Genomic DNA, 19,108 nt, shown 5'->3' on the forward strand with positions numbered 1-19,108 from the left:
ATTTTTTAAGGAATACAAAATGCCAGAAAACTTTTCACATATTAATCATAATGGTGATGCACATATGGTTGATGTGTCCAATAAACAAATAACGGCACGGGAAGCAAGAGCTGAGTCACAGGTTATGATGAACTCAGCAACATTAAACATGATTATTGAAGGTAAACATCACAAAGGTGACGTTTTTGCCACTGCTAGAATTGCAGGTATTCAAGCCGCTAAAAAAACTTGGGAACTTATTCCCCTTTGTCATCCGCTTTTACTGAGTAAAGTTGAAGTTAATATTGAAGCTGATATTGTTAATTCTTGTGTTAGAATTGAGTCCGTATGTCGATTGCAAGGTCAAACAGGTGTTGAAATGGAAGCATTGGTTGCTGCATCTGTAGCGGCTTTAACGATATATGATATGTGTAAAGCTGTACAAAAAGACATGGTTATCACTCAAGTAAGATTATTAACTAAAACGGGTGGTAAATCGGGTGATTTTGCTATCTAATACTAAAATAGTCAAAGTATGAATAGAATTATTTTTTTTGCTCAAATAAGAGAGCTCATTGGTGTTGAAAGTATCTTATTAGATGTTAGTCAATTGTCGATTTCTGACCTTTTACAAAAATTAAGTCAGCGAGGCAATAAATGGTCAATGGCATTAACAGAGAAAACTGTATTATGTGCTGTTAATCAATCATTGGTCGATTTTGATTATATAATACAACCTGATGATGAAATCGCTTTTTTTCCTCCTGTGACAGGCGGCTGAAAATATGGATATCATTCAAGTTGGTGATGAGCAAATAGATGCCAACAAATTAAGTGCTTGGTTATCAGAACTATCGCAAGACGGTGCGGTTGTAACATTTATAGGTAAAGTTCGTTCAGTTGACGAGCTGCCTCTTAGCCTTTTTTTAGAACACTATTCTGGCATGACAGAAAAAGTACTACGTCAAATTGTTAATCAAGCTCGTGAGCGTTGGCAATTAAGTCGTGTGGCCGTGATTCACCGAGTAGGTGAAATAAGTAATAATGAACAAATCGTTTTTGTCGGAGTCAGTAGTGCCCATCGTGCGGATGCTTTTGCTGCGGCTGAATTTATAATGGATGTATTAAAAACACAAGCGCCTTTTTGGAAAAAAGAACGTACAGGTAATGGGGATAATTGGGTCGAGCCTAAAAATTCTGATATACAAGCATTGAAAAAATGGCTTTAATCTCCATTTAATATATAATAGATTGAGTATGTTACATAATATTTTATAAGAGGTAAAGGATGGCAAATTATTCATCTAATAGTTCAATAATCGAAAAATCGACAAGTCGTGTACAAACCTATATGAGTCATGTTTACGGCTGGATGACTGTTGGACTATTATTAACAGCTTTAGTTGCATGGTATGCATCAACTAATCTGCAATTATTACAGTTATTATATCGAGGTATGTGGGTATTATTAATTGCTGAGCTAGGGCTAGTTTTTGTTATTTCTGGTTTTATCAATCGTTTATCTGGCGCAGCGGCAACCACATTGTTTATGCTCTATTCTGTTTTAAATGGTTGTACGTTTTCTATCTATTTTATAGTTTATACTTCGTCTTCGATTGCGAGTGTATTTTTTATTACAGCAGGCATGTTTGCTGCGATGGCTTTTTATGGCTATACCACAAAACGTGATTTATCAGCCTTCGGTCGCTTTTTATTTATGGGACTAATTGGCATTGTGATTGCCTCATTGGTTAATCTCTTTTTAAAGAGTGAGCCATTAATGTGGGCTGTAACTTACATTGGCGTGTTTGTTTTTGCAGGATTAACTGCTTATGATAATCAAAAACTCAAAGAGTTAGGCGAAAATATATCTTATGATGATCAAAATGTATTTAGACGCTTTGTCATTTTAGGTGCATTAACTTTATATCTTGATTTCATTAACTTGTTCATTATGCTGCTAAGGATTTTTGGCGATCGTCGATAATGGTATTTTTATAGATTTAAAGGGCTCTATTAAGAGCCTTTTTTGTTAGTTTTTTATTAGTAATTTGTTTTTTAGTCTTTTATATTAAAATTTCGCGGAAAATACTGTGTTTTAATATAGAATATCGTTTTTTATTTCTTATATACTTAATATTAAGTTCAATATTAGAGAATTACTGTGAAAAAATTATATTCCTTTGTTCTAATAAACATTTTTATTTCATCAATCATTGCCATTCGTTATTTTGTTGTTCCTGGAGCGTTATTTAATTGGGCCGGAATTACCTTTTCAATTTTCGCAGTAACTGGACACTTTTTCTCAGTTTATTTATTGCTTTTAATTATTTGTATTCCGCTGCTTTGGATAAAACCATGTCTTCGTAATCTCATTTTGATTGTATTATTTGGTTTTTTTCAAATTGGATTATTTATTGATACTATTGTTTTTCAACAATACCGATTTCACATAAATCTCTCTGTTATATCAATGGTATTTTCTGGGCAAGTGGTGGATTTTTCGCTATTCACTTATTGCTTGATGTTGACATTAATCATTGCTTCACTTTGCCTAGAGTGCTTTATTCTTTATTGGATTAATAACAAATTTGCAATAGCACACACTAAGTCTAAATTTCTACGTTTATCTACTATTTTTCTTATTTTTGCTTTTTTTATTAGCCATATTGTGCACATGATTGCTTTTTATTATGCTTATTCTCCAATTATGGTAGTAAAAGAATATATTCCCTTATATCGTCCGTTTACATCAAAAAAAATAATGGAATTTTTTGATAAACAAGGGCAACGAAAAGTTATTTATGAAAAAGATGATGAACATACAGGAATTCATTATCCTAAACATACGCTTATTATTAATTCTGATAACAATAAACCTCAAAATATTATGTTTATTGTATTAGACTCTTGGCGTTATGATACATTTAGTGAGCAAATTTCTCCTAATACTTATCATTTTGCACAACAAAATAATGGTGTTATTTTCAATAATCATTATTCAACGGGTAACGCTACTCGGACAGGTATCTTTGGGTTATTTTATGGTATCCCTGGTACTTACTGGGATGCCTTTTTGCGTAATAGTGTTCCATCTTTGTTCGTTACGACATTACAAAAAGAAAATTTTAATATTGGTATTTTTACCTCAGCTAAGGTGACTGCCCCTGAATTTGATCGTACCGTATTTGCAACAATTAAAAATTTAAGAATAAGTAGTCATGATGGCCCAGCTTCAAGTCGCGATAAACAGATCACAAACGATTGGTTAGCATGGTATAAACAACGTGATACCTCTAAACCAAGTTTCTCATTTTTATTTTATGACGCACCTCACGCTTATGATTTTCCAGATGATTTTGAGGTAAAATTTAAGCCAATTGGTGACCTTGATTATATGACATTAAATAATAATACTGATCCTGTGCCAATTTTCAATCGTTATAAACAAAGCGTCTATTATGATGATTATTTATTGCAAAATGTTTATGATGAACTAATTAGATCGGGAACGTTGGATAATACGTTAATTATTATTACTGGTGACCATGGTCAAGAAATGAATGATAATAAGCTTGGTTTTTGGGGGCACAATGGTAATTATACCGATGCTCAAACCAAAGTTCCGTTTATCATTATTGGCGCTAAAAATTTAGAGCAGTTAAAAGATAATGCCGCTAAACTGACTAGTCACGAAGATGTAGTACCGTCATTAATGAAACATTATTTATATGTGGAAAATGATATAAGTGATTATTCAACAGGGTATGATTTATTTAACCCAATCACTAATCGTAACTGGTTATTGATGTCAAATTATAGTTCCTATGCTGTTCGCACACCGGATAATATTTATCTTGTTAACAGACTAGGTATTAGTCATTATATGGATTCGCACAATCATGAGATTGATGCAACGCCTAACTATAGCTATATCCAAGCGGCAATAGGCAATATGCGTTATTTTTATCAACCTTCGAACTAGTTAGTTCTCTATCCTTTTATTTAAAAGGATAGAGAAGAATTCTTAACGAACATCAGCGCAGTTTAAACAATAAATATAGCGATTTTGGCTATCGTGAAATTTATTCCATAAAGACACTTGTTGTTTTAACTGTTTTGCTTGTGGTAATTGATCAAAAAATATTTCGGCAGTTGATTTTGGCAGCATTGTTAGCATTTCAGAATAAAAACTATTGAACCAACTGACATCTGGTTTAAGCCAGTCAATTTTGTAATCCGTTAAATTGGCCAATGTAGCGGCTGTTTCGATAGCATCATCAAAATCACCAAGTTTATCAACTAAACCAATGTTACTTGCTTCTGAACCTAACCAAACTTGACCTTGAGCTATTTTATCCACTTGTTCTGTTGACATATTTCTTGCTTTAGCAACCAATGAAATAAAGGTATTGTATCCATTATCAATATTCATTTGTATTAGTTGGCTCATTTCATCCGGTAGATTTCGAGTAACACTATTATTTGCAAGTGGTGATGTTGTTACACCATCATTGTAAACACCAATGTGAGATAATGATTTTTCAAAGGTTGGAATGATACCAAAAATACCAATAGAGCCAGTGATTGTATTCGGACTAGCAATAATGTAGTCTGATGCTGTCGATATCCAATATCCACCAGATGCGGCCATTCCGCCCATTGAAACTACTACAGGAATTTGATAACTGCGTAGTGCTTCTAATTCACTGCGAATGGCCTCTGAGGCGTCAACACTTCCGCCAGGACTATTAACTCGTAATATAACAGCTTGAACATTTTGATTATCCAAGTTGTTACGGATATTTCTAAGCTGTTCAACAATATCTTGGCTGCCCGCTATATCAGTATTATTTTCACTGTCAGTTATCGTACCATTGACAAAAACAACAGCGATTAATGGTTTATCGTCAGTTTGTTCATCTTTTTCTGTCAATTTATAGTCATAAATACTTAATTGATGTTGATTCTGAACAATATCGAGATCATATTGATAATTGGATGCAACAACGTCAACTAAACCAGTAGATAAAGCATATTGACTCATACTTCCTTTAGCTGCTTTTAACTCTGACAACATATCAGTAGGATTTGGAACTAATTGACTAGGGGCTTTTTTACGTTGTGCTGAAATATCATTAAGATAATTTTCCCACATGGCTGAAAGCCAGCGCGTCGTATTGCTTTTTGCTGCATCTGACATATCGTCTCGAATGAATGGTTCAATTGCAGATTTGTATGTGCCTACTCGGAAAACATGAGTATTAATTTTTAAGTTATCTAATAAGGTTTTATAATACAGATTATTGGCTGATAACCCGTATACACTGACTGCACCTAATGGTGTTAAATAAATTTTATTGGCATAACTGGCTAGATAATATTGGCTTTGATTAAAATTGGAACCAATTGCATAAATTGGCTTATTGGCTTCTCTAAATTTGGATAAATATTTACCCACATATTGTAATGAGCTCATATCTGCCCCAACAAAATTATCCAATTTTAAAACCATACCATCAATATTAGGATCTGTTGTTGCTTGCGCTATTTTTTGTGTTAATTCAAATAAACTATTTTCACGAGAAGTATTTACTTTTTTGCCATATATTTTATTTTGTAATGCATAAATCTCATCGTCATATCGCGTACTATCAACAATAACACCTTCTAAATCAAGTACAAGCGTGCCATATTGTGGAACGACATCCTGTTTTTTCAAATCTTTTATCAGTTCAATACCACTAAAAATAAGAATAATAGCAATAAAAAATATTATATTTAGAAAAATTTGTCTAAAAACGTTGATGGTTTTCCAAATTAATTTTATGACTGATAATACAGATATCATAATTAGCCCTTTTAGTCGTAATGTTAGCTTTTCGCTTCTATATTTCGTTTTTTGAAATATTTTTTATCTTCAAAACGCAAGCATGTTAATTTACCGCCCCAACAACAGCCAGTATCGAGAGCATAAATATTATCTGGAGTACCTTTACCATTTAAAGCGGCCCAATGGCCAAAAGCGATACTGTATTGAGCTGGAATTTTTGAAGGTAATAAAAACCAAGGTTTAAGTTTTGTAGGCGCTTGATCTGGTGATTTTTTGAAATAAAAATCAAGTCGGCCATCTTCATAACAAAACCGCATTCGTGTGAGTGCATTAGCAATGTAACGTAACCGATCTAATCCTTGTAAATCACAAGACCATTCATCAGGGAAATTACCGTACATTTTGTCGAGAAAAAGTGGATATGAATCACTCGATAACATAACATTTAAGTCATTGGCACATTTTTTTAATGTATCAAGATCCCATTGAGGTGAAATACCCGCGTGAGTCATAATCAGTTTTAACTTTTCATCTATTTGAACTAATGGTTGTTTACGTAACCAATTCATTAATTCATCGTAATCAGGCGCATTGATCACACTGTCAAGATTATCTTTCTTTTTTGCTAATGTTACATTGGCATAAATCGATAATAAATGTAAATCATGATTACCTAAAACTAAACGAATTTGACTACTTAAATTTTTTACAAATCTAAGCACGTCTAACGATTTTGGTCCTCTGGCAACCAAATCACCGGTTAACCACAAAGTATCAGATGATGAAAAACTCGCTTTATCAAGCAAACGCATAAACTCATCATAACAACCATGAATATCACCAATGATTAGGTTTGCCATAATATTATTTCCATGCGTTTGCAAGTTTACAATATTGTTGTACTGACAAATTTTCAGCACGTAAATTAGGGTCAATATCTAATTCAATTAATTGGTCTGTTGTAAACATATTACTTAAACTATTGCGAATCGTTTTGCGTCTTTGATTAAATGCTTCTGTAGTGATGCGAGAAAGTATTTTAACATCATCAACTAAATAAGGTTTTTGTTTGTAAGGAATTAACTTAACAACAGCTGAGTTAACTTTAGGTGCCGGCTTGAACGCAGTCGGTGGAACTTCTAACACAGGAATAATTTGGCAATAATATTGTGCCATTACACTTAATCTTCCATAATCTTTACTATTTGGTGCCGCGACAAGTCGCGTGACTACTTCTTTTTGTAGCATAAAATGCATATCATCAATGATATTGGCATATTCAAATAAATGGAACATTAACGGTGTAGATATGTTATAGGGAAGGTTACCAAATACTCTTAATGGTTTACCTAATTGTTGATTTAACTCATTAAAGTTAAAGGTTAGAGCATCTTGTTCAATAACAGTTAATTTAGTTTTTAAAAAAGGATTATCAATCAATCTACTGGCTAAATCTCTATCAATTTCTATAACTGTTAGATGGTCAACATATTTACTGACTGGCACTGTTAATGCAGCTAGACCAGGACCGATCTCTACAAGAGCCTGATCTGATTTAGGTTGAATAGCTGCGACAATACTTTCAATAATATAATCATCATGTAAAAAGTTTTGCCCGAATCGTTTACGGGCAAAATGACCTTGGTGTACACGGTTAGTCATGTTTTTCTTCACCTGTGATTTTGATATAAGCATCGCCTTTTAATTCTTGGATCCATACTTGCGCTTCTTCACCAAATTTACGGTTGAAAATTAATCGATAGGCTTGATCTTGTTTCACTGCATTTGTACCATCAGTCTGTTTAGTATCGATTAATTGAATCAAATGCCATCCAAACGATGATTTGATTGGTTGACTAATTTCGCCTTTCTTTAATTGAACTAATGCATTTCTAAAACCAGTGTCATAAACATCGGCTCGACTCCAACCTAAATTACCGCCATTTTCAGCAGAGCCTGGGTCTTGAGAATTAGCTTTAGCAGCTGCTTCAAAAGTTGTCGCTCCACTTACTATAGATTTACGGATATCAGACAGTTTTTGTTTGGCGATTTGGTCTGTTACAAGCACATTAGTTTTAATTAAGATATGGCGAGCATTAAATTCATCAATGGTGAATTTTTTCGGTGCTTCAGAACGTGTATCATCAACTTTTAAAATATGTAATCCAACACCGGATCGAATTGGACCAATAATACTTCCTTTTGGTGCTCGAATTAATCTTTCTTCAAAAATGGTAGGTAATTCATTGAGTTTATGCCAGCCCATATCACCACCTTTTAAAGCAAGATCATCATTTGAATATGAGGTAGCTAATTTCGCAAAACTTTCACCTTTTTCGGCTCGACGGATAATGTCGGTTGCTTTGTTAGTCGCATCATCTATTTGTTGTTTAGAGGCTTTTTCTGGAACGGATATAAGAATATGGCTTACTTTAACATCTATATTGTTAGAGGTTTGTTGAGACATATTTTTAGCTAAGTTTTCAACCTCTTTTTCAGAGATTTTAATTCTAGGTCTGACTTCGTTCATTCGGGCTTGGTCTATTAACATATCGTTATGTATACGTTCACGATAAGCGCTATAACTTATCCCCATTGTTGAAAGTTTGCTTCTAAGTTGATCGATTGTCATACCATTTTCTTCTGCAATTTTAGCAATCGCATTGCTCACTTGATCATCACTCACTGTAATTTTAGCTTTAGCGGCTTTTTGCAAGATTAGATTTTCAACAATTAAACGATCAAGAATTTGTTGCCTCAGTACGTTATCATTCGGTAAATTACGTGGATCGGTGCTTGCTTTTATAGTTTTTAACATATCATTAACGTCACTTTCTAATATGACATTGTTATTAACTACTGCAGCAACTTGCTCAACGACTTTAGCGGCAGCATTAGCTGATAAAGGATTAATCACTGCTATACTTAAACTTAAGTTTAAAGCGATAAGTAATTTAGATATTTTCATATTATTCAACTCATTTTATTTGCTACAGTTGACAATAACTGTAATTAAGTTAATTAGTTATGTTATGCGTTACTAATATAATTATTCAAACGCTGTTGTATAAGGTAGTTTACCAAAATTCAACATTTTTGCTTTTACATCACGATTATGGCCTAAGCCCATTAACTCAAAATTAACTGAAAGTTTATTTTCATATTTACTATCATGGGATATCCAATCCCAATCTGTCAATTTACGTCCATATTGAACAGTCATACCCCAACAGCAGTCACTATAATGTAATCCAACTGAACCATCTGCGGTTTGCCCCAATTTAATATCATAATAATAAGAACCAACAGCATCTATAGTTTGAGATAATGGCCAAGTAGTCACAATACCTGCTTGGGAAATATCTTGTTTATAGCCTCTATATAACGAACTTTTATCTACCGTATTGATATAGTTATGATTAGCATAACGATAAGATAGCTGTAGTAATTTCTCACTTGAAGGACGATATTCAAGTATCGTGTTGGCTAAAGAGATAGTATCAATACGGGTATCGTATTGTACACCGCTTCTAAAAATCACATCGTCAGTAATACGCCAGAAATTATCCGATGCCCAAGTAATACTACCTGTATCAGAATTTTTGTCTATTTCAGTATTGTGTTCACTGGTTTTTGATTTAGTAAAATAGGTTATTTGTCCGATTGATAAATTAAATTTTTCTACCTTGCTTTCATCGTAAAAACGAGTCGTCACACCTGTCGCGATATTATTAGCTGATGCAATGCGATCTAACCCACTATAAGGGAGATCTCTAAATAGACCGATATAATCGTATTGTAAGAAAGTAGAATCATAGCTGCCAATATTTGACTGATTGCGATATGGAATATATGTATATTTTACTCGTGGCTCTAAAGTTTGGGTATAACCCTCAATCAGATCAAAATCACGCTCAAAAATGACTTTTCCATCGATACTAAATTTAGGCATAAAACGATTAACACTCTTGTCTAAGTTTTGGTATCTTTCAATAGATTTTTTTATATTATCTTGGTTGTAGTGCGTTGCCATTAAACCACCAGACGCACTTAATGAAGCCCATGTATTGGTGATAGTATAATCAAGAGTAGGTTCAATATGTGCACGCCAAGCTTTCGGATTATTTTTGCCTGAACTTAAAAAGCGTGATACTTGTGAAAAGGTTTTGAATTTAAATGGACCAAAATCATAATTATAATAGTTCATATTTAATTGTGGTTGAGTTTGGTATAGTGAATCTCTAACTCCATCATGGAATGCCTGGAAGTGTCTATAACCCAGAGTAATATCCCAACTCGGATCATTGTAGCCAATTTTATAAAATTGAGTTAAATATCCAGCTGTTTGTGACGCATATTTAGAGTTCAAATCTGTTAGATATTGATTATCGCTTACTCTTGTAGTATCTGCCTTAAAACGCCAATTGTAATTAATTAACTCATCGTTTTTCCAGTAGAATAACCAACGATGGCGGTTATCATCATAATTTTGACCATTTAATAATCTATCTCGATCATCATCATATTTGTTATCATGTTGTAGCCAGTCAAAAGCTACAGTACCTAAACCTAATTGATTTAAATAGCGGAACTCTGTTTGTAACTGAACGCCTCTACGCTGTAATATTCTTGGGGTAAATGTGGCATCATAGTTAGGTGCAATATTCCAATAAATTGGTAACGAAAAATCAATACCATCGACACTATCATAATTTAAATTAGGCATTAGCAAGCCTGAACGGCGTTTATCACCAGTTGGTAACTGTAAATAAGGTGAATATAAAACCGGTACTTTCCCAATACGAAATACTGCATTCCATACTTCAAGTAATTGCTCTTCATTATCATGAATCACTGTGCTACCTTTTACACTCCATGTGCTGTCATCGACAGGACAAGATGTAAAACTACCATTTTTCAAAATAACATAGCGATTTTTTTCAAGCTTCATCTCGTCGGCGTTACCACGGCCTAGTCGGTTAACCAGATGATAATCACTCGGTGTAATATTAGCATCATTATTATCAAGATTCATCAAGGCATCATTGCCTTTAATTCTTATCAAATTATCTTGATAAGTAATATCGCCTTGCAAAGTAACAAGTCGATTATTTTTATCATGAGAATCAATCGTTACTCTATCTGCTTGTACGGTACGATTGCCTTGTTCGACAACTACATCACCTTGATAAATTATTTTGTTTGGATAAAGTGCTTCAAACTGGTTTGCTTCAGCATCAACAGGCAGTGTTTGGATATCACCCTCAACTAATGGGCGATCGAATTTAGGCACATCGATGAGGCATTGTGGATTATTAATAATAGCTTTAGGTAATCCGATAGCATAACTGCTACTATTATAGAGACATAGAGTAACGGTTATTGCGATAAATGAAGGCGCTAATTTTTTCATTAATGATTAAAAGTAATGATGATTATTTTAATTTAAGCATTATAGCGGTTATTTATAAAAGTGCGAATGAAAAATTAATGTTTAGCCCTGCGTTTATTTCTTTTACTCAACTGGTTAACCATGCTAATTCTTTTCTCAATTGAGGTATGTTGGAACTCATCCCACCATTTTGCTAAATCCAATAACTCCCCTTTTTCAATAGATGCCCGCATTTCTAATAAATCATAAGCCGCTCGGAATTTAGGATGTTCTAAAATGGCAAATGCACGTTTACCTTCACGCTTTTTCATACGTAATTGTAGTCGCCAAATATCACCCATTATTGATGTTAAACGTTTTGGAATAGCAATAATTTGACATTGTTCACTTAAAATATCATTGATAGCCATTGAAAAAGCATCATGGAATTGTAAGCCACTTTCAACACACGTTAATTGTGTTTGTTCCATAATCGGATACCAGAAGAAAGCAGCAAATAAAAATGCTGGATTAATACGTTGATTATGAGCAATTCGGTAGTCAGTATTTTTTAACACCTGTTCAATCATCTTTTCTAAATAGCTATTGTTATTTCCGGTAAATAATCGTTGAATGACTGGAAATAATTGTTCAAACAGATGATACTCTTTTAATAATAGATAGGTTTTGTATCCATGACCTGATTGCAGTAACTTTAATGATTCATCAAATAAACGAGCAGCAGGAATATTTTTTAATAATGGTGCAAGCTCTTTAATTGGTTCAACCGTTGCTTGCTCAATTGTCATATTGAGTTTTGCTGCAAAGCGAATGGTTCTTAACATTCGCACAGGATCTTCTCGATAGCGAGTTTGCGGATCACCAATTAAGCGAATAATACCATTATGTAAATCTTTTATGCCTCCACAATAATCGCGCAGTGTAAAATCTTTAACACTGTAATAAAGCGCGTTCATTGTAAAATCACGTCGCAAAGCATCTTGTTCAATCGTACCATAGACATTATCACGTAATAACATACCGGTTTGCGATCGTTTGGCAACATTACTTTGTTCATCTTGAAAACTATGTTCGCCACGGAAGGTAGCAACTTCGATAATCTCTTTACCAAACATAATGTGTGCAAGACGAAAACGACGACCGACTAAACGGCAATTTCGAAATGTTTTTTGCACTTGTTCAGGTGTCGCATTCGTGGCGATATCAAAATCTTTTGGTATTTTTCCTAATAAAAGATCGCGAATACAACCACCGACTAAATAAGCTTCATATCCTTGTTTGTTTAAACGATAAAGAACTTTTAATGCATTTTCACTGATATTTTTACGAGAAATATTATGTTCATTACGAGAAATAGAAATATAGCGAGATTGTTTTTGTTCTTCATGGCGAAACATTTTGCGATAAAAGCGAGAGACTTGTTTAAAAATAGTGCACCTCAAACGTGTATGAACCAAAATGGCAATATAGCGCGCGATTATATAATAATTGCTTATAACTTTCCATTTTTCTTATTATCTGAATTTTAATTCGATGAAAAGCAGGTATTTTCTAATTTTAAATGAATATTCTATTTGATTTTTTGGCAATAATTATCAACAATAGCAGTTTATAGAGTAGAATTAGTCATATAGCTTTAAAAGGCATCAATACCTGTTTATACATATTTCATGCATTATTTAACAAGCTGATTAAGGTTTACTACAACCTATGCTCAAAACGTCTTTTTTAATTCATTGTAGAACACAATAGATATAGGAAGCATATTAAACATTTTGCTTAATTTTTTGAGTAATGTGAATAATAGTCGTTTAATAGATCGCTCTGACAAAAAGTCAATTGAGTATATAACATTAACTGATAACTTATTGGGGGACATTATGAATATTCGTGATTTGGAATATTTTGTTTCGTTAGCTGAATTTCGTCATTTTCGTAAAGCCGCTGATGCTTGCAATGTGAGTCAACCAACATTAAGTGGACAAATCAGAAAATTGGAAGATGAACTTGGTGTAATGTTGCTGGAACGTACTAGTCGCAAAGTACTATTTACACAAACAGGTATGATGCTTGTTGAACAGGCTAAAGAGATCTTACGCAATATCCAAATTTTAAAAGAGATGGCCAGTCGTCAAGGTGAAGAGATGTCCGGCCCAATGCATATTGGATTGATACCAACAATTGCACCTTATCTGTTACCACATGTAATAACAGTATTACACGAATCTTTTCCACAACTTGAACTCTATCTACATGAAGCGCAAACTGCCAATATAGTTGCCCAACTTGAGAGTGGCAAGCTTGATTGCGCCATTGTTGCACAGGTTAAAGAAACATCACAATTTATAGAATTGCCATTATTTGATGAGCCGATGTTTTTAGCGGTTCCGGCGACGGACGAACTAGCCAGCAAAAGGACAATTAAACTTTCTAGTTTAAAAGGACATAAGTTTTTAATGTTGGAAGATGGTCATTGTTTACGTGAACATGCAATGGGATATTGTTTTCAAGTCGGAATTGACGAAGACAAACAATTTAAAGCGACAAGTCTTGAGACATTACGCAGTATGATTTCTGCTGGGCGCGGTATTACGTTGTTTCCTGAATTAGCGGCACCAAATGAACGTATTCGTGATAATATTTGCTATATTCCTTGTACTGATCCTGTTCCAGTGCGAAGCATTGCCCTGATATATCGTCCGGGATCGCCATTACGTTCCCGTTATGAAACCATTGCTAAAACAATTCGAGATCACATGCCAAAAGTATTTGCTGAAAAAGAGCGTTTGTTAGAAAAAGCGAATTAATGATTGACTAAGTTAAAATTACCAAAATCGATTGAAATAATGAAAAATGCCAAAATTTCGGGGGTTCGAGCTCAGCAAAAAGAGCGAACTCGTCGCACATTAATAGAAGCTGCATTTAATCAACTTAATGCCGAACAAGGTTTTGCTAGTCTAAGTTTGCGTGAAGTTGCACGTGAAGCTGGTATTGCCGCTACTTCTTTCTATCGGCACTTTCGTGACATGGATGAATTAGGTTTGGCGATGGTTGATGAAAGTGGTTTAACCCTTCGTCAACTTTTGCGACAAGCACGGAAACGTATTGAAAAGGGCGGAAGTGTGTTACGAACCTCTGTTACAACCTTTATTGAATTTATTGATAAAAATCCTAAAGTTTTTTTATTATTACTGCGTGAAAAAGCGGGGACATCATCGGCTTTTCGTTCTGCTATTGCTCGAGAAATTCAACATTTTATTGTTGAATTGGTTGATTATTTAGATAATGCTAATGACATGCCTCATCAATATAATGAAGCTCAAGCTGAAGCAATGGTTACCATTGCTTTTAATGCAGGAGCCGAGGCTTTAGATTTTGACCTAATACAACGCCAAAAATTGATCGAAAATCTTATATTTCAACTTCGTATGGTTTCGCGCGGTGCCTATTACCTTTATCACAAAGAATTGATTAAGCAAGAAAATCACTGATTTTAAATTTTTATACTGACATGTATAGTGAATCTAACGTGTTTTAATAAATTAATGTGTCATATTATTTGTTAAATATTTAATCTGATAAATTTAATTATTGATTAACAAATTGTATTATTTATTCTATTGTTAAGTCTTCATATTCATTCCAGCTGCAAATAGGCAATTTTTTTAATAGAGATAAATTGAATGACTAAATTCTACATTGGCTTGATTGTTTATTTAATCTTCACCTTTAGCAATCATGCTTATTCAGCTGTAGGGTTTAAACAAATCTATTACGATAAACAAAGTAACCGACCGTTGAATATCGCAATATGGTATAAAGCAAATAATCAACAAGATGACGTAATGGTTGGCGATAGTGCTATTTTTTATGGTTATAAGGTTCTATTCAATGCACCCCCTGTTTTAGATTATCGTAAGCATCCCTTAATTGTTCTCTCACATGGTTATGGGGGCAGCCAGCAAAATTTAAGTTGGCTTGCTTATGCGCTGGCCGAAAAAGGATATATTGTTGCCGCACCAAATCATCCTGGGACTACACTGTTTAATAGAGATATTGATCAATCTTCTAAATTATGGTTGCGCCCACAAGATTTGAGTAAAACAATTGATTGTTTGATAGAGGATAAGACTTTAGCAAACTCTATTGATATGAATAATATATCAGCCATTGGGCATTCCCTTGGCGGTTGGACGGTAATTGCACTTGCTGGAGCAAAATTTGATACAGAGCTTTTTAAGCAAGACTGTACAATTCATTCCCATTTAAAAGCTTGCCAATTAGTGACTGAACTCGGTCTTGATAATCCAAAATTAAATCAAAGTTTATTCGATACAAGAATAAAATCATTTATCTCTTTAGATGCAGGATTAGTCAGAGGTTTTACGTCAAAAAGTTTAAAAGATATTAACATCCCTTCTTTAATTATTGGTGCAGGAGTTGATGTAGGTGATATGGATGCAGAGCTTGAATCAGGTTATTTAATGCAGTTCCTGTCAAAATCACTATCTACTTATACGGTGATACCAGATGCGATGCATTTTAGTTTTATACAAGTTTGTAAACCTAAGGCAATAGAAATATTAGAGCAAGAAGCTCAAGGCGAAGGTATTATTTGTAAGGATGGTGGGAAACGAACTCGAGCCGAGATTCATCGTGAAATAATTAAACAAATTACTACTTTCTTAGCACAAATAAATTTGAACCCTTAACGCTTATAAAATTACTGCGGCTAGGCCGCAGTAATATTTTGTATTCTCTATAAGACTAATTGTCATTAAAGATTTTGTAACACTTTTTCAACACTATCTTTGGCATCACCAAATAGCATATAACTATTTTCTTTGAAGAATAGTGGATTTTGAACGCCGGCATAACCGGTATTCATTGAACGTTTAGAAATGATAACCGTTTTAGCTTTCCAAACTTCAAGAACTGGCATACCTGCGATAGGGCTATTTGGATCTTCTTCTGCCGCTGGGTTAACCGTATCATTTGCACCAATGACCCATACAACATCAGTATCAGGGAAGTCGTCATTGATTTCGTCCATTTCAAGTACGATATCGTAAGGTACCTTAGCTTCGGCTAATAATACATTCATATGCCCCGGTAAACGCCCGGCAACAGGGTGGATACCAAATCTCACTTCAATTCCCATAGCTCGTAGTTTTTCAGTAATGTTACTGACTGCACCTTGCGCTTGTGCAACCGCCATACCATAACCTGGAACAATAATAACTGAGCGTGCTTCTTTTAAAGTTTGTGCAACTTCAGCAGGTTGGATTTCGCGATATTCACCTTGTTCTTCTTCTGAAGAGCTTGATGAACTGCCATCGCTACCAAAACCACCGGCAATTACGCTAATAAATGAGCGATTCATTGCTTTACACATAATGTAAGAAAGAATTGCGCCTGAAGAACCAACTAAAGCACCAGTTACAATGAGTAAATCATTACCTAACATAAATCCTGCCGCAGCAGCCGCCCATCCAGAATAGGAGTTAAGCATCGAAATAACAACGGGCATGTCTGCGCCACCAATTGATGCAACAAGATGGAAACCAAAGACTAATGCTATAAGTGTCATAATGAGTAAACAAAATAGCGCGCCAGCTCCTGTTTGCAGATTGACAAATGTAAACATGAGGATTACAGATACGACAATAGCAGCAAGATTCCAATAGTGTTTATTTGGAATAGATAATGGTTTTGAACTAATGCGACCATTTAGTTTGCCAAACGCGACAATCGAACCAGAGAATGTAACCGCACCAATAAAAACACCAACAAATATTTCGACCAAATGAACGGTAATTTCACTCGATGAGAAGGTAAAAATATGTGAGTCTAAAAAGCTATTAAAACCAACGAGTACCGCAGCCATACCAACAAAGCTATGAAGTAGTGCAACGAGTTCTGGCATTTGTGTCATTTCTACTTTTTTGGCTAAATATAAACCAATAGCCGCCCCAATAATCATCGCAATGATGACCCAATGTAATCCACCATTGATACTCGCAATCGCGGCAATAAGGGCAATTGCCATACCGATCATGCCATAGATATTACCCGATTTAGCGGATTCTTGATTGGAAAGACCACGTAGACTGAATATAAACAGTAAGGCAGCAATTACATAAGCTGCTTGAATAATTCCATTACTTAACATTATTGATACTCTCCTTTATTTGCCACGTTGGAACATTTTTAGCATTCTTTGGGTAACAAAGAATCCACCAAAAATATTGATACTAGCAATTAAAATAGCAACAAAGGCAATTGCCGTAGTTAAGCCATTATCATCACCAACTTGTAATATTGCACCAACTAAAATGATGCCTGAAATGGCATTAGTGACTGACATGAGCGGTGTATGTAAAGAATGAGTTACATTCCATACTACGTAATAACCAACTACACATGATAGAGCAAATACGGTAAAGTGACCTAAAAAGCTTTCAGGAACAGAATTAGCCAACCAGAAGAAAGCAATGATTATTAACGCTAAAATGCCATATTTTTTGCGTGGATCCATTGGTTTAGGTTCAGGTTTAGCAACCGGCGCTGCAACTTTTTTCTGCGGTTGTGCTGATACTTGAATTGGCGGTGCAGGCCAAGTGATTTCTTTATCTTTAACAACGGTCACTCCGCGGATAACCACATCGTCAAAATTGATATCAATATTGCCATCTTTTTGTTTAGTCAGTAACTTTAATAAGTTAACGATATTGGTACCATAAAGTTGAGAGGCTTGAGCTGGCATGCGATTTGCCAAATCAGTATAGCCAACAATTTTTACATTGTTATCTGTTTCATAAACTTCACCGGGTTTAGTTAATTCACAGTTACCACCCGTTAATGCAGCTAAATCAACAATCACACTACCAGGTTTCATAGATTCAACCATCTCTTTCGAAATCAGTTTTGGTGCTGGTTTACCTGGAATTAATGCTGTAGTAATAATGATATCAACATCTTTAGCTTGTTCTGCAAATAATGCCATTTCAGCTTCAATAAAGGCAGCAGACATTTGTTTTGCATAACCATCTCCAGAGCCGGCTTCTTCTTCGAAATCTAACTCTAAGAAGTCAGCACCCATACTATTAATTTGTTCAGCAACTTCAGGGCGAGTATCGAAGGCTCGAACAATTGCACCAAGGCTTACTGCTGCGCCAATTGCTGCAAGGCCAGCAACACCAGCACCAATGACTAACACTTTTGCCGGTGGCACTTTACCTGCAGCAGTGACTTGACCTGTAAAGAATCGACCAAACTGGTTGGCAGCTTCAATCACAGAACGATAGCCAGCAATATTTGACATAGAACTTAGTGCATCTAACGATTGCGCACGAGAAATACGTGGCACACAATCCATCGCCATGACTGTAATATTTTTGGCTGCTAATTTTTCTAATAGTTCTTTATGTTGAGCTGGATAAATATAACTGATAAGGGTTAAACCCTCTTTCATTAATGCGATTTCATCATCTGTTGGGGCATGAAATTTTAAAATTAAGTCATTTTGCCAAATATCATGAGTATTTTGAATTGTTGCTCCAGCATCGATAAATGCTTGATCTTCAAAGTGAGCCGCATGCCCTGCACCCTGTTCTACAGAGACTGTAAATCCAAGTTTTAACAGTTGTCCAACTGTTTGTGGAGTTGCTGCAACTCTAGCTTCATTGGCTAACCGCTCTTTTGGTATACCGATATGCATTTCGTTACATCCTTATGTTTAGTGTTTATTAATGATTTTCGATTTTAGCATAAATTAGCGGCAGTGCGAGTAAGGAATTTATTTTTTATCTTCCAAGTCACATTATTATTGTAACTAATAAGTCGGTTGTCGATTCTTTCTTAAATGAAGCAATAATCAATTTATTGTTTGCCGATTTATGGTT

The 19,108-nt window shown here is 34.7% G+C and carries 16 protein-coding genes; 8 read left to right on the forward strand and 8 right to left on the reverse strand.

Features of this window, described 5'->3' with window-relative positions; genetic code table 11:
• Positions 1 to 19: 19 nt before the first annotated feature.
• From moaC to J3U66_RS00485, 5 genes are all read left to right on the forward strand, one after another.
• Complete coding sequence (moaC, locus tag J3U66_RS00465; protein WP_267333609.1) at positions 20 to 496, forward strand: cyclic pyranopterin monophosphate synthase MoaC; 477 nt, start codon at positions 20 to 22, stop codon at positions 494 to 496.
• A gap of 18 nt (positions 497 to 514) precedes the next feature.
• A complete protein-coding gene (gene moaD, locus J3U66_RS00470; protein WP_267343980.1) occupies positions 515 to 760 on the forward strand; it encodes a molybdopterin synthase sulfur carrier subunit in 246 nt (81 codons plus the stop codon).
• A gap of 4 nt (positions 761 to 764) precedes the next feature.
• On the forward strand, positions 765 to 1,208 hold the full coding sequence (gene moaE, locus J3U66_RS00475) for a molybdopterin synthase catalytic subunit MoaE (protein ID WP_267347546.1): 444 nt from the start codon (positions 765 to 767) through the stop codon (positions 1,206 to 1,208).
• A gap of 59 nt (positions 1,209 to 1,267) precedes the next feature.
• Entirely contained in the window at positions 1,268 to 1,966 is a 699-nt protein-coding gene (locus tag J3U66_RS00480) for a Bax inhibitor-1 family protein (RefSeq protein WP_267333607.1), read from the forward strand.
• A 177-nt stretch (positions 1,967 to 2,143) separates the two neighbouring features.
• Positions 2,144 to 3,964, forward strand: coding sequence for a sulfatase-like hydrolase/transferase (locus tag J3U66_RS00485; protein ID WP_267347547.1), 1,821 nt, complete (start codon positions 2,144 to 2,146; stop codon positions 3,962 to 3,964).
• A 42-nt stretch (positions 3,965 to 4,006) separates the two neighbouring features.
• On the opposite strand, the gene sppA is transcribed toward J3U66_RS00485, so the two are convergent.
• From sppA to pcnB, 6 genes are all read right to left on the reverse strand, one after another.
• On the reverse strand, positions 4,007 to 5,830 hold the full coding sequence (sppA, locus tag J3U66_RS00490) for a signal peptide peptidase SppA (protein WP_267347548.1): 1,824 nt from the start codon (positions 5,828 to 5,830) through the stop codon (positions 4,007 to 4,009).
• 23 nt (positions 5,831 to 5,853) lie between these two features.
• A complete protein-coding gene (gene apaH, locus J3U66_RS00495) occupies positions 5,854 to 6,672 on the reverse strand; it encodes a bis(5'-nucleosyl)-tetraphosphatase (symmetrical) ApaH (protein WP_267343975.1) in 819 nt (272 codons plus the stop codon).
• Positions 6,673 to 6,676: 4 nt separating this feature from the next.
• Positions 6,677 to 7,474: a 16S rRNA (adenine(1518)-N(6)/adenine(1519)-N(6))-dimethyltransferase RsmA gene (rsmA, locus tag J3U66_RS00500; RefSeq protein ID WP_267333603.1), complete on the reverse strand. Its 798-nt coding sequence runs from the start codon at positions 7,472 to 7,474 to the stop codon at positions 6,677 to 6,679.
• On the reverse strand, positions 7,467 to 8,780 hold the full coding sequence (gene surA, locus J3U66_RS00505; protein ID WP_267347550.1) for a peptidylprolyl isomerase SurA: 1,314 nt from the start codon (positions 8,778 to 8,780) through the stop codon (positions 7,467 to 7,469). Before surA ends, rsmA begins: the two co-directional genes overlap by 8 nt.
• 81 nt (positions 8,781 to 8,861) lie before the next feature.
• Positions 8,862 to 11,225: an LPS assembly protein LptD gene (lptD, locus tag J3U66_RS00510; RefSeq protein WP_267333601.1), complete on the reverse strand. Its 2,364-nt coding sequence runs from the start codon at positions 11,223 to 11,225 to the stop codon at positions 8,862 to 8,864.
• Positions 11,226 to 11,299: 74 nt separating this feature from the next.
• Positions 11,300 to 12,634: a polynucleotide adenylyltransferase PcnB gene (gene pcnB / locus J3U66_RS00515; RefSeq protein ID WP_416379702.1), complete on the reverse strand. Its 1,335-nt coding sequence runs from the start codon at positions 12,632 to 12,634 to the stop codon at positions 11,300 to 11,302.
• 450 nt (positions 12,635 to 13,084) lie between these two features.
• On the opposite strand from pcnB, the gene oxyR reads away from it, so the two are divergent.
• The 3 genes from oxyR (at position 13,085) to J3U66_RS00530 (ending at position 15,916) form a co-directional block, all read left to right on the forward strand.
• Complete coding sequence (gene oxyR, locus J3U66_RS00520; RefSeq protein WP_065633934.1) at positions 13,085 to 14,011, forward strand: DNA-binding transcriptional regulator OxyR; 927 nt, start codon at positions 13,085 to 13,087, stop codon at positions 14,009 to 14,011.
• A gap of 39 nt (positions 14,012 to 14,050) precedes the next feature.
• A complete protein-coding gene (gene fabR / locus J3U66_RS00525) occupies positions 14,051 to 14,695 on the forward strand; it encodes an HTH-type transcriptional repressor FabR (RefSeq protein WP_416379703.1) in 645 nt (214 codons plus the stop codon).
• A 192-nt stretch (positions 14,696 to 14,887) separates the two neighbouring features.
• A complete protein-coding gene (locus tag J3U66_RS00530) occupies positions 14,888 to 15,916 on the forward strand; it encodes an alpha/beta hydrolase family protein (protein WP_267347554.1) in 1,029 nt (342 codons plus the stop codon).
• A gap of 65 nt (positions 15,917 to 15,981) precedes the next feature.
• Here J3U66_RS00530 and pntB read toward each other — a convergent pair whose 3' ends face one another.
• Complete coding sequence (gene pntB / locus J3U66_RS00535; RefSeq protein ID WP_267333597.1) at positions 15,982 to 17,376, reverse strand: Re/Si-specific NAD(P)(+) transhydrogenase subunit beta; 1,395 nt, start codon at positions 17,374 to 17,376, stop codon at positions 15,982 to 15,984.
• Between the two features lie 15 nt (positions 17,377 to 17,391).
• On the reverse strand, positions 17,392 to 18,924 hold the full coding sequence (gene pntA / locus J3U66_RS00540; RefSeq protein WP_267333596.1) for a Re/Si-specific NAD(P)(+) transhydrogenase subunit alpha: 1,533 nt from the start codon (positions 18,922 to 18,924) through the stop codon (positions 17,392 to 17,394).
• Positions 18,925 to 19,108 lie beyond the last annotated feature (184 nt).

The sequence above is a fragment of the Gilliamella sp. B2969 genome (genome assembly GCF_026536195.1).
Taxonomy (GTDB): Bacteria; Pseudomonadota; Gammaproteobacteria; order Enterobacterales; family Orbaceae; genus Gilliamella.